Annotated in this window: 12 protein-coding genes; 5 read left to right on the forward strand and 7 right to left on the reverse strand. The window is 34.3% G+C overall.

Translation table 11 applies throughout. The features are described 5' to 3' along the window. Positions 1-70: 70 nt before the first annotated feature. Entirely contained in the window at positions 71-1585 is a 1515-nt protein-coding gene (locus CLU83_RS08600; RefSeq protein WP_100431220.1) for a right-handed parallel beta-helix repeat-containing protein, read from the reverse strand. 737 nt (positions 1586-2322) lie between these two features. On the opposite strand from CLU83_RS08600, the gene CLU83_RS08605 reads away from it, so the two are divergent. Further along, complete coding sequence (locus CLU83_RS08605) at positions 2323-5625, forward strand: FG-GAP-like repeat-containing protein (protein ID WP_100431221.1); 3303 nt, start codon at positions 2323-2325, stop codon at positions 5623-5625. 313 nt (positions 5626-5938) lie between these two features. Here CLU83_RS08605 and CLU83_RS08610 read toward each other — a convergent pair whose 3' ends face one another. The 6 genes from CLU83_RS08610 to CLU83_RS08635 all read right to left on the reverse strand — a co-directional run bounded on the left by CLU83_RS08610 (position 5939) and on the right by CLU83_RS08635 (position 13099). After that, a complete protein-coding gene (locus tag CLU83_RS08610; protein ID WP_100431222.1) occupies positions 5939-8443 on the reverse strand; it encodes a right-handed parallel beta-helix repeat-containing protein in 2505 nt (834 codons plus the stop codon). A 205-nt stretch (positions 8444-8648) separates the two neighbouring features. After that, positions 8649-9485 (reverse strand): amidohydrolase, encoded by an 837-nt coding sequence (locus CLU83_RS08615; protein WP_100431223.1) that lies wholly within the window; start codon positions 9483-9485, stop codon positions 8649-8651. Positions 9486-9490: 5 nt separating this feature from the next. Then, positions 9491-10288, reverse strand: coding sequence for an SDR family oxidoreductase (locus CLU83_RS08620; RefSeq protein ID WP_100431224.1), 798 nt, complete (start codon positions 10286-10288; stop codon positions 9491-9493). 18 nt (positions 10289-10306) lie between these two features. Next, entirely contained in the window at positions 10307-11320 is a 1014-nt protein-coding gene (locus CLU83_RS08625) for a zinc-binding alcohol dehydrogenase family protein (protein ID WP_100431225.1), read from the reverse strand. Between the two features lie 45 nt (positions 11321-11365). Continuing rightward, positions 11366-12220 (reverse strand): fumarylacetoacetate hydrolase family protein, encoded by an 855-nt coding sequence (locus CLU83_RS08630; protein WP_100431226.1) that lies wholly within the window; start codon positions 12218-12220, stop codon positions 11366-11368. Between the two features lie 114 nt (positions 12221-12334). Continuing rightward, positions 12335-13099 carry an SDR family NAD(P)-dependent oxidoreductase gene (locus CLU83_RS08635; RefSeq protein ID WP_100431227.1) on the reverse strand — a complete coding sequence of 255 codons (765 nt, stop codon included), beginning with the start codon at positions 13097-13099 and terminating at the stop codon, positions 12335-12337. Between the two features lie 351 nt (positions 13100-13450). Here CLU83_RS08635 and CLU83_RS08640 point away from each other — a divergent pair, with 351 nt between their 5' ends. Genes CLU83_RS08640 through CLU83_RS08655 form a run of 4 tightly spaced genes read left to right on the forward strand, consistent with a single transcriptional unit; the run spans position 13451 to position 18104 of the window. Beyond that, on the forward strand, positions 13451-14599 hold the full coding sequence (locus tag CLU83_RS08640; RefSeq protein ID WP_100431228.1) for an ABC transporter substrate-binding protein: 1149 nt from the start codon (positions 13451-13453) through the stop codon (positions 14597-14599). Next, positions 14596-15741 carry a CaiB/BaiF CoA-transferase family protein gene (locus tag CLU83_RS08645; RefSeq protein WP_100431229.1) on the forward strand — a complete coding sequence of 382 codons (1146 nt, stop codon included), beginning with the start codon at positions 14596-14598 and terminating at the stop codon, positions 15739-15741. The genes CLU83_RS08640 and CLU83_RS08645 overlap by 4 nt, the downstream gene beginning before the upstream one ends. Beyond that, a complete protein-coding gene (locus CLU83_RS08650) occupies positions 15742-16878 on the forward strand; it encodes a CaiB/BaiF CoA-transferase family protein (RefSeq protein WP_100431230.1) in 1137 nt (378 codons plus the stop codon). Between the two features lie 2 nt (positions 16879-16880). Then, the gene (locus tag CLU83_RS08655; RefSeq protein WP_100431231.1) at positions 16881-18104 is read left to right on the forward strand and encodes an extracellular solute-binding protein; all 1224 of its coding nucleotides are present in this window, start codon (positions 16881-16883) and stop codon (positions 18102-18104) included. Positions 18105-18106: the final 2 nt, after the last annotated feature.

Here is an 18106-nt window from a genome sequence, read left to right on the forward strand (position 1 = left end):
TTTTGAGTTTTATTAATAGCTATGAATTCACAAATTGTTTTTAAAAATCATTTTGTTCCTAATATTATCTCTAAACTTTAATAATATGTTTAATAATTTTATTTGTAGAATTTGTTACAGTAAGGATATATTCTCCTGATGGAAGATTTTCTAAATTTAACAGGAGTGTTTGTTCATTTGCAGTTTTAGCAGTAATTAATTTACCTGACAAATCAAATAATTGAATTACAGCTCCTTTTGCCATTTCATTATCTAATTCTATTGTAAGGATATTTTTTACCGGATTCGGATAGTAATTTAATATACTACCAGAGTTCAAATCTTCTATAGTATCCGAAGATATCTCAGTATTTATTTTTTTACTGGTTGTATAGTTACTTTCTGAATAACCTAAATCAGGATTACTGCCAGAATAAGAAAGACCTACATTAGTTCCTTTGTCTATCAAATCGCTTCCCTGAACCAATTTAAAAGGCAAATTACCCGGAAGGTCACCATTTGACTGTCTTTCGCCAATAGCAAGTGAAGTATTGGTACTTGTAAAATCGGAGAAATTTACAGTGACACTTAAATTCCACGAATTGTTTTGCTCCGTGGCGTTTGATATGGATATGGTTCCGGATAATGAAATATTATTTTTGAAAATATGTTTTTTTCCGGATTGTACCGGATTACCAAAGCCAAAATTTATATTATTCCCATATCCTGTACAATTGTATACCGTTATGCTTCCGGTATTGTTATTCTGATCGAATCCTTTTTTTGGGTGACCTATAGCAACACATCTGGTCAGTACATTGTCTGCCGGAACTGAATTTCCTCCCACTTTAAAACCATTTCCGTTTCCTGTAAATCCTCCATAATTCCATACATCTACTCCATTTCTGATAGCCCAGCAATTTTCAAAAGTTACCTTTTGTGTACTATCGAAGCAATCGTATCCGTCATCTGAATTTTCCCATGCACGGCAGTTGATGAATTTATTTCCGGGACCTTGTGTTTGTTTTGGGCCAAAACCATCAGCCATACTTCCCTTTTTTTTAGGATCATAATTCCTGTAAGCATCGCAGTTCTTTACCGTTGTATTAGAACCTCCTTTGTTAATTTCTAAACCAGTATTACGATTGTTATAAAAAGCACAATTTTCAAAAGTAGTATTGGCGCCTGTTACATAAGCTCCTTGATATCCGGCTCTTGTAATGGCAATTCCTTTAAAACTCCAGTAAGAACCTGTAATACTAAAACCGAATGAATCTTGTACCCATTCCTGATCCGGAAACGAAAAATCTATTATGGCCTTTCCGTTATCTACACATTCCACCTTAATAGGACTTGCGGAAGTTCCTGATTTTGTGAATGAAATAGTGTTTTTAGCACCGGCACTATACGCAATTGTATAGGTTCCGGCTTGTAATAAAATGACATCTCCGGCAACTGCTTTGCCAACAGCGGTTTTAAAATTCATTGCGTTAGAGAAACTTGAACCTGAATTGGAAGCATTTCCAGTTGGTGTCACGTAATAGGTCGCTGCTGAAACTGATCCCGAAACTAAAAGTGACAGCATAAAAATGTAGATTTTTTTCATAAGTTGTGTTTTTTTGAGTGACACAAGATACCTATGGTTTTTTATAAAAATATTGAATTAATTCAATGGTTTTTGTAAAAAATGATTTTGATTGGAAAATTATGAAAACAATAAGAATAGGATTTTAGCGATAAATTTGAATTGTTTGTGGGTACGAGTTTGAAGTTCGCACGAGCTAGAGCAGGCTTATTTTCCTGAGTAAATAGAAATGAAGAAGAAAATAAAATTATAAAAACAAATAATTTTTTAAAATTTAAAAATCGATTTCGCATAAAAATATATTTCAGCAATAAAGATAAGTGTTGTTTTTACTTTTTACGCCCTGTACTATGCTGAAATGAAAAAATGCTCACAGAATTTATTTTTAAGTTGACATTTTAATACAAATAAAACAATGTAAAAATTATATTTCTTAAGCAAAAAATCTGACACTTATATATTTAATAAATACAACCATAAAATATAAAAAAATTATCTTTGATTTTTTAAAATACACTTACATCCGATTATATAATCTTTTTATAAATACCTGCCAAAGGAATATTGACACTTTGTTTTAATTAAGTTAGGAAATTTAAAAAATTTATGTCAAATAACTTAGTTTATTTATAGAAAGGCTTTTGTAAATAGTCCGGCGTAATAAGATAAAAAAGGGATTGAAAATTAAGATAACCTTTTAATAATACAACATTGCAGCAATGCTTGTAAAAATTTATACTGGAAATAATTAAAATTACATGAATTATAAAAATACATTTAAAATAAAATTACTCAGTTTTTTTCTATTTTATTTAAACATAATTACATCTCAAAATTTTGAAAAAGTATTATATACTGAAAATTTAAAAGGTGGCTATAATGGTTTTTCAACATTTGTTGATTATAATAAAGATGGTTTATTAGACATTTTTGTAACAGGAGTTGATTTTGGCAGTAATGGAGATTTCAGTCATGCTATTTTTTATAAAAACAATGGAGATAAAACATTTACAGAAAGCGCAATAAAAAATATTCCCAGAGCAATTTACGGCGATTGTTCGTGGGGTGATTTTGACAATAATGGGACTTTAGATTTGATTTATTCCGGTACAACTAGTGGTTTTGCAGAATATAACATAACAAAGATTTACAAAAATATTAATAACGGTTGTGAATTTGTAGAAATTCCTACTTCAATCCCTGCAATATTCAATGGCACCGTTGAATGGGTTGATGTAAATAATGATGGTTTATTAGATGTTTTTTATCAAGGCCTAAATAAGAAAGAAGAATATGATTCTGGAGTTTTTAAAAACAATGGAAATGAAACATTTACAAAAATTGAAAATACAAGTTTCTATATTATTAATGGAGCTAGAGCAAATTTTCAACACAATAGGGCTCAATGGGCAGATTTTGATGGAGATGGTTTAAAAGACATTATTACTGCTTCTTCAACAAAAACCGAACGGGAATTTGCTATATATAAAAATTTAGGGAATTTTAAATTTGAAAAAATAAACTTTACTCTTCCTCAATTGAGCTATGTTAGTATGGATGTAGGGGATATAAATAATGATGGGCTAATAGATTTCGTTTTTACTGGAAGTTCAAAATTTGATTTGATGAGTGGAGATCCAGGAACTAAACTCTATTTTTATGTCAATAAAGGAAATATGAATTTTAACAATTCATTTACCATGAATAATGATGGTGCCTTTTTATCAAAAATAAGACTAGGAGATTTTGATAATGATGGTTTTTTAGATCTCATTAACTATGGTACAGGTCTTTCTTGGAGAAATACAAAATTTTATTTAAATAATAAAAGCGGTCAGTTCTCTGAAATAAACAAATCATTCCCAGATTGTTACTTCGGTGGAGTAGATTTTGGAGATTATGATAATGACAAAGATTTAGATATACTTTATTATGGCAGAATCGAAAATCCAAGAGATGATGAAGTTACTTATGTTTATGAGAATAAAACTTTAAACATTGAACTTCCAACTGAGATTCTTTTCGATAAAGGATGTGACTGTAATTTACAAGGAGATTTTTCGTTAAACAATTCAGTGGATAATGTAAAATGGGACTTTAACGATCCTGCTACTGGAACATCAAATGAGTCTGTTTCACTCAGACCAAAACACACTTTTTCAAAAAGAGGAACATATATAATTTCTGCAACATATACGAAAGGAGCAAAAACTGAAACTCTTAATAAAACCATTTCTATATTTGGCTTACCCGAAGTAACTCAACCCGCAGATGTTTCAACTTGTAATGTGAATGAGGAATTTAATTTTCATACTATTAAAGACAATGAAATACTTAAAAATTTATCACCTTTAGATTATGAAATAAACTATTACTTATCACAAACCGATGCTGATAACAACACAAATAAATTATCAGATGTATACAAAATTCAAAAGGTAAAGGAAACTATTTATGTCAGAATCCAAAACAAAGAAAAATCAAATTGCTATGTAGTTAAAAAATTTGAAATAAATGTTTTGGCTTCCCCAATAGCAAATGCTATTGATGATATTTATGTTTGTGATTCTGACAATGATGGATTTTCATTATTTAATCTTAACAATGTTGAAAATATAATTATTGGAAATCAAATAAACGTTAAAATTGATTACTATGACAGCAAAAACAATCTACTGACAACTCCATTATCCAATAATTACAAAAACACAATTAAAGACAAAGATTATATTATCGCTAAAATTACAAATACAGCTACCAATTGTTTTATTGAAACAAAAATAAATTTAATTGCTAGCCCTTTGCCAATTGCCAATAATTTAGATGTTTTAGTTGGTTGTGATGATAACAATGATGGGATTTCAGAATATTTTGACACTTCCTTAGTAGAAAAAAATGTTTTAGCTGGTCAAATGGATATGAAAGTCTCTTATTATGACAACCTAGGAAATGAAATAATATACCCTTTGGCTAATCCATTTACAAATACAACAATTGGAAGCCAAAATATAATTATACGAGTAACAAATCTTAAAACTAATTGTTCATCTGAAACAATACTAGTACTTAAAACATCTTCAAAGCCAATAATTAGCAAACCAAAAACCATATTTGCATGTGAGGAAGAAAAAGGATTTGGAAATTTTAACACCGAAACAATCGAATCTCAGCTAATAGGAAATCAATCTGGTTTGAAAGTTTTATATAAAGATGTAAATGGAGTTATATTACCCAGCCCTTTGCCAAAATATTTCAAAAATACTATCGCTGACCACCAAACTATTTTTGTCAGAGTTGAAAACAGTCTAAATCCTTTATGTTTCTCAGAAACAAGTTTTGATTTGACAGTCAATAAATTGCCAGTAGTAAATTTGCAAAATAAGTATGTTATATGTGGTTTAGATTCTCATTTATTTATTTCTGTTGATTCCAATTTTGATTCATATCAATGGAAATTTGAAGATGGAACAATTATTTCAACTTCTAATGAAGCTAAGCTTATTAAGGACGGTAATTATAACTTGAGAATTTCAAAAAGTGAAAATGGAATAATGTGTGAAAATAATTTCCCTTTTAGTTTAATAAGATCAAAATTACCCACCATAGAAAATGTAGTTTATGATGAATTTGGGAGTAATAGTGTTGAAATAAAAGCATCGGGAGATGGTGTTTTTGAATATTCTATTGATAGCATTAATTATCAGGACAGTAATATTTTTAATAATATTTCAGGGGGAGATTATGTTGCACATGTAAAAGATAAAGGAGGCTGTGGTGAAGATAATGAGGAAATAACATTGCTTAACTATCCAAAATTTGTAACTCCAAATGATGATGGTTATAATGATTATTGGCAAATTAAAGGAATCGATAAATATCCAAAAGCTAAGATTTATATTTATGACAGATATGGAAAGTTACTTAAGCAATTAGATCCTAAAGAAATAGGATGGGATGGAAAATATAATCAGCAAAATTTAATTTCTGATGATTATTGGTTCACTGTAAATTTAGGAAATCAAAACAGAGTTTTTAAAGGACACTTTTCATTAAAAAGATAGGAATCAATTATTTCATGGAATTCCTACTTAATGCTAATTTCTAATTTAACATTGTGAAATATTAGTTTCTAAAATCAATAAAAATCATTTAACATAAGATTAATTCCAATTAAAAATAAAATACAAACTCAAAATAATCATCCCCAATAAAGCGAATAAATCTTCACACGCTTACTGGTTTTTGGAACATTATATGGTTTTAAAAGATTTTTTAATCTGTGTTAATCCTTTAATTTGTGGACAAATAATTTTAGTTTATTTGGGTTTAAAAAGAGACCTAACAAATTTTAAAAACCTGTTAGGTCTGATTATTTCAGTTTATTCTTTTCAAAAATATCCAGGTTTCATTTGGTTTTACACCTTCAATTCCTGTTTGATATTTTTTCATTAAGGTGTTCCAATCGTCTACGCGTGGATTATTTTCGGTAGTTTTTGGATTCAGCTTATCTAAGCTTTCGCCTTTTGGAATACTGATAACCAACATCAATTGTCTTCCGTTTTTGAAAACCTGCAGTTGCTGAAAATCGGCATTACAGAAACCTTTTGCAATTTCCGGCCACTTTTCAAATTGAGTGGTGTGATAATCAATATATTCTTTTTGCATTTTCTCATCTTGCACTAAATTTGCAGTCAGAACAATATTCTCCCATTCGGATGCTACTTTTACCTCTTTACATCTTTGGAAATTCTGGAAATTATAAATTGGATTTTCGTAGATTTTAATTTCCAATGCAGGAAATGCTAAAGCCAACTTCTTTTTCGTCCTTTCCGGCTGATTCATCAATCCGTAAATCACCAGATGATTTTCCCATTGGTACAATTCTTCGCCTACAATTCGGAAACCTTTTATGGTCGATTTGATTTTTTCGATATCCAAATCTTTTCCGATTAATTCTATCGTAACCGATTTTGGCATTTCCTGCAGTCCCCAAGCTTCATCAATGACAACTTCTTTGGTTAAATCGCTGTATGGTTTTCTGATTCCTGCATTTTCCTTGATTTTTGGATCAACAAAAGCATAATTGTCCTGCCAAACATTCCCCGCAGGACCATTATTGTTTTTCAATATTTTCTGAATCGGAATCCAGTTATTTTTGATTGTAAAATGCTGACTTCCTTCATCGGTATACAAATACAGCCACAAAAACGGATCGTGTGCATACGGACTATTATAAACCTTATCAATATAGTTCTCTTCTATTCTGCTGTCCGGCTGTGATGAAAGCGTATAAATTCCTGCTACATCGTGTAAATGTTTGGCATAATGATGAATTTTATTCGCCAAAATTTTGTTGTTTCGCATTACGTTTTCGGTGGGTGTCCAACCCCAACCCATTGAAATTCCGCTGTAAGCCACATCCGAAATTTCGTTGTGTTCAATCGTCAGATTCTTTATAAAACCGGCAGCAATTCCTAGACAACCCCAATCTTCGTTTGCAACATTCGTAATCAAATTATCAGCAATCAATTCATCGGAACAAACTATTCTTTCGTCTTTTACAGTATAAGGCAAATGCGCCTCGAAGGATTCTTCTGAGAAAACGCCCAGATTGATTCCGTTTCCGCCAATGTCTTTAAATAAATTCCCTTTAACAGTATTATGATTAGTTCCTCTATGCAAATCCAAACCTGTGGAAGACAAATGCTCAAAACTACAGGATTCGAATTGGGTATTGTTCGCATAATTTACCTCAACAGCTGCTCTCGGTCTGCCTACCCATCCCTGATTTTCTAAATTCGCCTGATTAGAAGTTCCTGGAGTTTTTAATTTATAAGCATCCAGCAAATACATTCCCGCCTGCAACGGAACGTGACCTTGCTGCGAAGGACGAAGCCAATTGCTGTACTGAAACGAAATTCCTTTGAAATTAAAATGATGTACGGGAGTATCCAAAGTTCCTTCCATTTTTACTAAATTTTCCAAAACCGGAACGGTAACTTTTGCCGAAGTTAAATCTTCCCCCGCTCTTGGAATGTAATAGATTTTACCTTTTTTTCTGTCCAAATACCATTCTCCGGGTTCGTTCAGCATTGAAATACCATTATTTAAATAGAAAGCTGAATTACCGTTGTTTTTTGAAATCCAAGGTGCTGGCCAAGGATGTTCGCTTTGAATGTGGCTTTCAGGCTGTTCAAAAGAAAGTCTGGCGCTGTCTTTTTGCACTTCAATATTTTTGATTCGAAGATTGGCAGTTGACCACCATTGGACAATAAGCATTTCCATTCCGGGTTCAAACTTAATAGACTTATCTTTATAAGGAATCCAGCAAGTTTCGGTTGCAGCATCCCAAGACAAAATTCTGTCCATTTGATTTCCGGCAGTGCTTTTGACCCTAACGGCTTTTTTTCCGTTGACCCATAATTGTCGGTAATTGATGATTTCACCTGCGTTTTCAGGAGCATTGGCTTCCCAAACGATTCCTTTTTTTAGTCCGTTTATAGAAACATCTGATTTTTTCCAGTTTTTGATTTCGATTCCACCACTTAAAATTGGTTTGGCATTGGCATCAGCTTCAATAGTAGTTGGACTTTCTGCCGATCCGGAATCTTCGGGTCTTACAAATAAAGGTTCGTTTAAATAATAGGTTCCGTTCATTACGATAATATGAATTCCGTCTTTTATCGATGGATCTTTCAAACGGCGTAATTCTCTGGCTTTTCTAACTGCCATTTGGATTGTAGCCAACGGACTTGATTTTGTTCCTAGATTACTGTCTTTTCCGTGAGGTGAAACCCAGATTTCGGCAGCATTTGCTGAAAACAAGGAACCCACAATTAAAAAAACAGTCAATATTATTTTAAAAGTATTTAAACGCATTTTTTTCTTTTTTGTATGGCTAAAAACCATAGAAGGTATTAATTATTCTTTACTTGGCTGAATTGAATAGTGATTTATAGGTTTTCCTGCAAGATCTTTTTTCGACCTTGTGGATATTTAGATGTACGAAGAAACACACCTACAAGGTTTTCAAAACCTTTCAGGAATCCCAAAATTTTGTAAATCAATTATTTAGTAACCAAAATTAGATTTTCAATTTATAAAATGCTGCTGCATTTTCGAACCAAATCATATTTTGTTCTTGAATTGAAAATTGAGCGATGTAATTTTCTAATGTGTCTACCACTTTTGAATAATCTGCAGCCAGATTACAAACTGGCCAATCCGAGCCGAACATTAATCTGTCAGCCGAAAAATTTTCAAAAATCACATCAAGGTAAGGTCTTAAATCTTGAAATTCCCAATTATTCCAATCTGCTTCAGTCACCATTCCGGAAATTTTGCACATCACATTTTCAGCTTTGGCTATCTCTTTAATATCTTTTTCCCATGTGGCAATTTCACCTGATTTAATATTCGGTTTAGCAATATGATCGATAACAAATTTTTGTTCTGGAAAACGATTGACCAAATCTATAGCTACTGGCAACTGGCGATGAAAAATGAGAATATCATAGGTAAAATCAAATGCTGCAAGCGCTGTAATTCCATTTCTAAAATCATTTCGCAGCATAAAATCATCCGCTTCGGCTTGCACAACGTGACGAAAACCTTTGATAATTTTATCATTCGAAAAATGATGCAGTCTTTCGCTTATATTTTTATTGCGTAAATCTACCCAGCCAACAACACCTTTTATAAAATCATTTTTTGAAGCCAAATCAGCTAAAAAATTAGTCTGCTCTTCCGATTGATGTGCTTCAACAGCTACACAGCCCTGAAATTTATTTTCGGTCAGCAGAGGCAGTAAATCTTCAGGCAGAAAATCCCTTTGAATCTTTTGCATAGAATCATCAATCCAGCTGTCTCTAACTGGATCGAACTTCCAAAAATGCTGGTGGGAATCAATTCGTTTGTTCATCACAATTAATTTACGTCACTGATTAAAGCACGATCAAGATGTACATAACCGCCTTCAACAAAAACAAATTGTCCAGTTGTGTGTGACGAACGATCCGAAATTATGAAAAGTGCTGTATCTGCAATTTCTTCTGTTTTGGTCATTCTTCCCTCAAATGGAATACTTTTATTGATTTTTTTCAAAACTGCTTCACCATCTGGTACCGTTTTGATCCAGTCTTCATAAGCTGGCGTATAACATTCGGCAATGATTATCGCATTGGAACGAATACCAAATTGTATTAAATCTACAGCCCATTCTCTGGTCAGTCCAAGTACTCCTCCTTTTGCGGCAGCGTAACCTGAAGTACCTCCCTGCCCAGTCAGAGCCACTTTGGAACCAATATTCAGAATGTTTCCTTTTGATTCTTTCAAGTATGGAAGCGCAAATTTTACCAACAGGAAGTAGCTTACAACATTCAATTTTAATGAATTCATAAACTCCTCGTAAGAAGCATCTAATCCTGCACCGTCATTTACGCCCACGTTATTGATAACAGCGTCAATTCTTCCATATTTTGCAGCAATTTTATTAACTGCATTTTGCATTTCATCAGGATTGGTAACATCCGTTTGAACAAATAAAGAATCGATTCCTTTTTTTTGCAATGCTTCGGCATAACCAAAACCTCTGCTATTTCTATCAACAAGAACTGGAATAGCACCTTCATCAGCCAATCGATTGATGATGGTTTCACCAATACTTCCTTCTTTTCCAGCCGAACCTGATACTACTATTATTTTTCCTTTTAAATTTAAATCCATGATTGTTGTTTTTTTAAATTAATTCAATTCTATAATTGCTTTAATAGTATTATTTTTTGGATCAATCCATTTTTCAAATTCAGTAATCATATCCGAAAAATCAGCTCTGTGCGTGATGTATTTTTTAGGATCGATTTTACCTTCTTTGAGACATTGCATAACATATTCAAAATCTTCGATGGTAGCATTACGGCTACTCATTAAAGTAGATTCTCTTTTATGAAAATCAGGATGGCTAAAACTCAATTCTCCTTTTTGAAGACCAACTAAAACAAATCGACCACCATGAGAAATGTAATTGAAAGCACTGTTCATCACTTTTTGATTTCCAGTAGCATCAATCACCACATTGGCCATGTCACCATTAGTCAGCTCCGCCAATCGTGCTGCCACATCATCATGCAGAGGATTTATCGTTTCATCTGCCTGCAGTGCTTCTTTGCAGAAATTAAGACGGTACTCATTGATATCCATAACAATAACTTTGGCTCCGGCAATTTTGGCAAATTGAATTAATCCCAATCCGATTGGTCCAGCACCCATTACCAAAACAGTATCGGTTGCTTTTACAGCGGCTCTGCGGACACCGTGTGCGGCGATTGCCAAGGGTTCTATCAATGCCAGTTCATCATAATCCAAACCTTGTCCGTGCAGTAAATATTGCTCAGGAACAGTCACATATTCTGCCATTCCTCCATCAATATGCACACCAAAAACTTTGATATTGGCACAGCAATTGGTCAATCCATTACGGCAAGCCACACATTTTCCGCAGCTGAAATAAGGAATAAAAGTTACTTTATCGTCAGGCTGAAATCCTTTAGCATTTCCTTTTATATATTCAGCAGCCAATTCGTGGCCTAAAATTCGGGGATATTCAAAATAGGGCTGTGTTCCGCCGTAAGCATGAATATCGGTTCCGCAAACTCCTATCCTTTTAATTTTTAATAAAACTTCGCCTTCTTTTGGTTCTGGCATTGGTTTCTCTTTCAACAGAAACTCTTTCGGCTTTTCGCAAACAATATATTTCATTTTAATAGAATTAATTTTTTGGAAGTCAAAACCTCCAAATTTGTATTATTTACTGTATGCTTTTGCTACTTGTCTGCTAGATCCTAAACCTTCCATGCCTAGCTCAATAACGTCACCCGGTTTGATATAAATTGGATCTGGCTTGATTCCTAATCCAACTCCCGGAGGTGTTCCTGTACTAATAATATCACCAGGCATCAAAGTCATGAACTGGCTTAAATAATGTACTAAAAATGGAATTTTGAAAACCAAGTTCAATGTGTTGCTGTCTTGGAATTTTTTACCGTTTACTGTTAACCACATTGGGATATTATTTACATCGGCAATTTCATCCTGCGTAGCCAAAAATGGTCCAAGCGGCGCAAACGTATCGCAGCCTTTTCCTTTAGCCCATTGTCCGCCCATTTCGATTTGAAAAGCTCTTTCGCTGTAATCGTTTAATAAAGCATAACCCGCCACATAATCCAAAGCCTCTGCTTCTTCCACATAACTTGCTTTTTTACCTATAACAAATGCCAATTCAACTTCCCAATCAGTCTTCTCACTGTTTTTTGGAATAATCAAATCATCATTTGGACCACATAAAGAAGTAGTTGATTTAAAAAAGATAATTGGTTCTGTTGGAATCGGAGCACCGGTTTCTTTACAGTGATCTACATAGTTTAAACCAATGCAGATTATTTTTGAAGGTCTCGCCACTGGAGATCCTAAACGTACATCTGCTCCAACTTCAGGCAATGCTGGATTGTTCTCCAAAGCTTTTTTTAATTTTTCTAATCCATTTTCATCAAAAAAAGCTTCATTGAAATCCGAAACAATTGAAGATACATCATATCTTTTTTCTCCAATAATAACTCCTGGCTTTTCTTTTCCTACTGCTCCAAAACGTATTAATTTCATTTCTTTATATTTTTAATTGTTATTTTTTTTTGAGTTGCTGAGATTCTAAGTTGCTAAGCTTCTGAGTTTTTCAAATCTTAACGACTCAGCAACTTAGTGTCTTAGTCACTTTTTTTAATTATTTAACTTGATAAAACCTCCATCAATAGGATAATCTGAACCCGTTATAAAACCTGCTTCATCACTGCATAAATACAACGCTAATGCAGCAACTTCATCTGGTTTCCCCATTCGTCCAATTGGCTGTGATTTAGATAATTTTTCGAAAATTTCAGCTTCTTTTCCTGGATAATTTTTATTGATAAAACCATCTACAAATGGGGTATGCACCCGCGCTGGCGAAATTGAATTACAGCGAATGCCCTCATTAATATAGTCTTTAGCAACAGACAAAGTCATTGCCATTACAGCTCCTTTTCCAGTTGAATAAGCAAACCGGTCTGGAATACCAACCCAAGCCGCAATCGAAGCCATGTTCAAAATTACTCCTCCGTTTGATAATCGAAATTGTGGAATCGCAGCATACAAACAATTGTAAACCCCTTTCACATTTACATTCATCACTCGGTCAAAATCGGCTTCTGGTGTAGTGTCCACTTTTCCAACGTGGGCAATCCCAGCATTATTGACAAGAATATTGATGTTTCCTATTTTATCAAATGTTTCGACAACTTCTTTTTGATCGGCTACATTACAGGCATACGAAAATACTTTTCCTCCCAATTGTTTAATCTCGTCTACAGCCTCTTGAGCACTTTCGATTGTTAAATCAATAATATGAACCTCAGCTCCTTGTTTAGCAAACAGCGCAGCTATGGCCCTTCCAATACCGCTGCCTCCTCCTGTTACAATTGCTTTTTTATTTTGTAATGAAAACATATTTATTAAAATTTAATTTTATTAATTCAATTCTAAAGTAGTTAAAATAAAAGACTTCGTTACTTTCAGACCATTATTTTTCCTTCTTTCAATTATCTAATATTCGTAAGAACCGTCACGGTATGGATTTACACCCAAATCTGCTACAGCAATCTTTCTTCAGATCAATATTATTTCAATCAGTTTACTTTTTTTGATGGGATTTTTTATACAAAAAACTTAAAAAAATGTAATCGATTACACAAATGTAAATTTAAATATTAATATTCCAAACATAATTAATACATTTGAATTGTATTTTTTACATTTATTATTTTTAAAGCTAAAAAATAAAATATTATTCATAAAAAAATGACAAAATTAAAAGGAATAACTTGGAATCATACCAGAGGTCTTTTACCTATGGTTGCCACAGCGCAGCGCTTTACAGAACTAAATCCAGGAATCGAAATTACATGGGAAAAAAGAAGTTTACAGGAATTTGCTGATGCTTCAATAGAAGACTTAGCCAAAAGATTTGACCTATTAGTTATTGACCATCCTTGGACGGGTTTTGGAGCAAGTACCAATGCTATTTTACCTTTATCAGATTACCTTTCTGCTCCATATATAAAAGACCAAGAAATAAATACCGTTGGGCGTTCTTATGGAAGCTACGTATTTAGCAACAAACTATGGGCGTTGCCAATAGACGCAGCAACTCCAGTCGCTTCTGCCCGATTGGATATTTTGGAAAAACAAGGACTGAAAGTTCCTCAAACGTATGGTGATTTATTGGCTTTAGCCAAAAAAGGACTGGTTGCTTTTGCAGGAATTCCAGTTGATGTATTGATGAGTTTTTATATGTACTGCTGCAGTTTGGGCGAAGCTCCGTTTCAATCGGATGAGAAAGTAATTTCGACTGAAACTGGAAAAAAAGCTTTGCAAATGTTTAGAGAATTGGCACAGCTGATAGATTCTGCTAACTTCAGCAGAAACCCGATTCAAGTTTATGAAGCGATGGTTAATTCAGATGAAATTGCCTACTGCCCTTTTGCGTATGGTTATTCCAATTATTCCCGAATTGGCTACAGCAAAAACTTACTTCATTTTTATGACCTAGTAAAATTGAATGACCAACCGATGATTAGCTCATTAGGCGGAACTGGTTTGGCTGTTTCTTCATTTAGCCAGCATATTCCTGAAGCCATTAAATATGCCGAATTCACAGGTTCTTCACACGTACAGCAAAACATTTTTGCTGATAATGGCGGACAGCCAGGACATTTGCAAGCTTGGAAAAGCGACCGAATCAATGGTGTAACACACGATTATTTCAAAAACACACTGCCTGCTTTAGAACGTGCTTTCCTGCGTCCGAGATATTCTGGACACATGTATTTTCAGGATCATGCCGGCGATGTGGTTCGTGATTATTTAATGAATGGCGGGAACGAAGAATTAGTTTTGGAAGAAATGAATGCACTTTACGCAAAGTCTTTAAACTTACAAGCTAAATGAAACCACTTGAAGGATTAGTAGTATTGGAGTTTTGCCAATTTTTGGCAGGGCCGTCGGCTGGATTAAAATTAGCCGATTTAGGAGCCAGAGTTATCAAAATAGAGCGTCCCGTAAAAGGCGAAGCCTGTCGACAATTGAGCATCAAAGATCTTTTTGTTGATGACAGCAGTTTGCTTTTTCACACCATAAATAGAAATAAAGAATCTTTTGCAGCCGACCTAAAAAATCCGGAAGATTTGATTTTGGTCAAAAAACTGATTGCCAAAGCGGATATTATGACCCATAATTTTCGCCCAGGCGTGATGGACAAAATAGGATTAACTTTTGCGGAAGCATTGGCAATTAATCCAAAAATTATTTACGGAACTATAACTGGTTATGGCGATAAAGGTCCTTGGGCTAATAAACCCGGACAGGATTTACTATTGCAGTCATTATCAGGACTAAGCTGGTTAAGCGGCAGAAAAAGTCAAGGACCAGTTCCATTTGGTTTGGCTGTAGCCGATTTAATGTGCGGGAATCATTTTGTTCAGGGAATTTTGGCGGCATTGCTCAAAAGAGCCAAAACTGGAAAAGGAGTTTTGGTTGAAGTGAGTTTGCTGGAATCGGTTTTGGATGTTCAGTTTGAAGCCATCACTTCTTACTTAAATGACGGAGGACAACTGCCTGAAAGAGGCGATGTTAAAGGAAGTGCTCACGCTTTTCTGAGTGCTCCTTATGGTGTTTATAAAACTCAGGACGGTTATATTTCCTTAGCAATGGGCGATTTGCTTTTCATTGGAAATGTCCTAGAAATTGATTTAAAAAAATACGCTGACAAACAGCAATGGTTTTCTCAAAGAGATGAAATCAGAGAAATTTTAGCAGAAAAATTAGCCCCTCAAACAGCAGATTATTGGCTGGATTTACTTCAAAAGGATGGAATCTGGTGCGGAAAAGTGCTTAATTACGAAGAACTAAACAATCAATCTTTTGTGAATAAATTACAGTTGAAACAGATGGTGAAAAATTCGGATGGTGAAAAATTAATTACCACCAGAAGCCCTATTCAATTGGACGGCGAAATTTTGGTAAGTCCGAAAGCAGCACCAAAAGTTGGAGAAGACAATATAGCAATTCATGAACAATTTTTAACCGAATAGATGAAACCATTAGAAGATTATTTAATAGTAGATTTTAGCCAGTTTCTTTCGGGACCGTCGGCCAGTTTGCGATTGGCAGATTTGGGTGCCCGCGTGATAAAAATTGAGAAGCCCGGAACCGGAGACATCTGCAGAACCTTATATACTTCTGATTTGATTATGAATGGGGAATCTTCCGTTTTTCATACTATCAACAGAAACAAAGAATCATTTGCTATTGATTTCAAACAACCTGAAGAACTTCAAAAATTAAAAAAATTACTGGCCAAAGCCGATGTTGTCATGCATAATTTCAGACCGGGAGTAATGGAACGCGTAGGTTTGAGTTATGATGATGTCAAAGAAATCAATCCAAATATAATCTATGCCGAAATTTCGGGCTACGGTACGAAATCGGAACTAAAAGATTTACCGGGACAGGATTTATTATTGCAGTCGCTGACTGCTCTTACTTGGCTGAGCGGTAATCAGGAAGATGGTCCCGTACCGATGGGGTTATCGATTGTAGATATGCTGGCTGGAGCTCATTTGGCACAAGGAATTCTAGCCGCTTTATACCGAAAAGCAACTCATAATATGGGTGCGATGGTTCAGGTAAGCATGCTGGAATCTGCTTTTGATTTTCAATTCGAAACCATTACTACTTTTTTTAACGATGGCGGTGAATTACCAGTTCGGACAAAAAACAATAATGCTCATGCTTATTTGGGAGCGCCATACGGAATTTATAAAACCCAAAATGGCTATTTAGCTCTAGCAATGGGCTCGATTCCTGTTTTAGCTTCACTTTTAAAATGTGATGAACTGCTGCAGTTTCCTGAAAATAAATTTCATTTAAGAGATGAAATCAAAAATATTCTAGCTGCGCATTTGCAAACTCAGGATACACAATTTTGGCTGGTTATTTTAGAGCCTGCTGATATTTGGTGTGCCAAAGTATTAAACTACCAACAGCTTTTTATTGAAGAAGGCTTTAAAGTTTTGGAATTTACACAGCAAGTTGAAATGCAGGACGGCTACTCCTATAAAACAACCCGATGTCCGATTAAAATAGATGGAGAAATTTTTATATCAACTAAAGGTTCACCGAAATTAGGACAGGACAACGAGCGGATTATTAAGGAATTTATAGATTGATAATGGAAAAATTAAGAATCGCTGTTAGAAAATTCGACCCTTTTGAAACTACACTTCAAAAGCTATGGGACTTGTTCTGCCTGAAAAACAATATCACCATTGAAGCAGAAATGATTCCATTGGAATTGCACGATTTATATGCAGAAACCATTAGTAAAAAAGGATTAAAAAATGGTTCTTGGGATATTGCACATCTCAATACGGATTGGATTTTTGATGCTGCCAATGAAAAAGCAGTCCTTGATTTAACCCCGCTAATTAATGAAAATGCTCCTCAAAATTACCCTGAAGGCTGGCATCAATCGTTGCTGCATTTACAGCAAATCAACAATGGAACATACGGACTGCCTTTTCACGATGGGCCAGAATGCCTGATTTTTAGAAAAGATTTATTCGAAAATTTAACTGAAAAAGAAAATTTCAAAAAACAATACGGTTACGAATTAAATCCTCCAAAAACTTGGGAGGAATTTACTCAAATAGCCGAATTTTTTAATCGTCCGGAACAAAATTTATACGGGTCTGTCTTTGCTAATTTTCCTGATGGTCATAATATGGTATTCGATTTTTGCCTGCAATTATGGACACGCGGAGGTTCTTTATTGAATGCACAAAATCAAATAGACATTCATCATGCAGAAGCCATCAAGGCTTTAGAATATTATAGAAAAATAATAAATAATTCTAAAGCTGTTCATCCTAAAACTAAAAAATTTGGTTCGGTTGAAGCTGGTATGGCTTTCGCCAAAGGTGAAGCCGCAATGGCAATCAACTGGTTTGGATTTGCCTCAATGTGTGAAGTGATTGAAGAATCTAATGTAAAAGGAAAAGTAGACATTACAGAACTTCCCCACAACCAAAATCACAAAACCGCTTCTTTGAATGTCTATTGGCTGTACACGATTGGAACAGGAAGCAAGCATCAAAAACTAGCCTATGACTTTCTGCGGTTTGCCACTACGCCAGAGAGCGACAAATTACTGACCAATGAAGGCGGTATAGGCTGTCGGAAATCAACTTGGAATGATGCCGAAATCAATAAAACCATTCCTTTTTATCACAAGCTGGAAATGCTTCACGAAAATGCTTTAACGTTACCACAAACACCGATTTGGCCAAAAATAGCCGAACTGATTGACCAAATGGTATTAAAAGCGATTGAAAGTTCTGTTTCATCAGAACAACTATTATTGGAAACACAAAAATCAATCCAAAAATTATACTAATC

The organism is Flavobacterium sp. 1 (genome assembly GCF_002797935.1).
In the GTDB taxonomy this organism is placed as follows: domain Bacteria; phylum Bacteroidota; class Bacteroidia; order Flavobacteriales; family Flavobacteriaceae; genus Flavobacterium.

Bases quoted from the DNA above. Each gene is read 5' to 3' on its own strand.
- CLU83_RS08650 (WP_100431230.1), top strand. From the start codon at position 15,742: ATGAAACCATTAGAAGATTATTTAATAGTAGATTTTAGCCAGTTTCTT.
- CLU83_RS08645 (WP_100431229.1), top strand. From the start codon at position 14,596: ATGAAACCACTTGAAGGATTAGTAGTATTGGAGTTTTGCCAATTTTTG.
- CLU83_RS08600 (WP_100431220.1), bottom strand. From the start codon at position 1,585: ATGAAAAAAATCTACATTTTTATGCTGTCACTTTTAGTTTCGGGATCA.
- CLU83_RS08630 (WP_100431226.1), bottom strand. From the start codon at position 12,220: ATGAAATTAATACGTTTTGGAGCAGTAGGAAAAGAAAAGCCAGGAGTT.
- CLU83_RS08655 (WP_100431231.1), top strand. From the start codon at position 16,881: ATGGAAAAATTAAGAATCGCTGTTAGAAAATTCGACCCTTTTGAAACT.
- CLU83_RS08620 (WP_100431224.1), bottom strand. From the start codon at position 10,288: ATGGATTTAAATTTAAAAGGAAAAATAATAGTAGTATCAGGTTCGGCT.
- CLU83_RS08640 (WP_100431228.1), top strand. From the start codon at position 13,451: ATGACAAAATTAAAAGGAATAACTTGGAATCATACCAGAGGTCTTTTA.
- CLU83_RS08605 (WP_100431221.1), top strand. From the start codon at position 2,323: ATGAATTATAAAAATACATTTAAAATAAAATTACTCAGTTTTTTTCTA.
- CLU83_RS08625 (WP_100431225.1), bottom strand. From the start codon at position 11,320: ATGAAATATATTGTTTGCGAAAAGCCGAAAGAGTTTCTGTTGAAAGAG.
- CLU83_RS08610 (WP_100431222.1), bottom strand. From the start codon at position 8,443: ATGCGTTTAAATACTTTTAAAATAATATTGACTGTTTTTTTAATTGTG.
- CLU83_RS08615 (WP_100431223.1), bottom strand. From the start codon at position 9,485: ATGAACAAACGAATTGATTCCCACCAGCATTTTTGGAAGTTCGATCCA.
- CLU83_RS08635 (WP_100431227.1), bottom strand. From the start codon at position 13,099: ATGTTTTCATTACAAAATAAAAAAGCAATTGTAACAGGAGGAGGCAGC.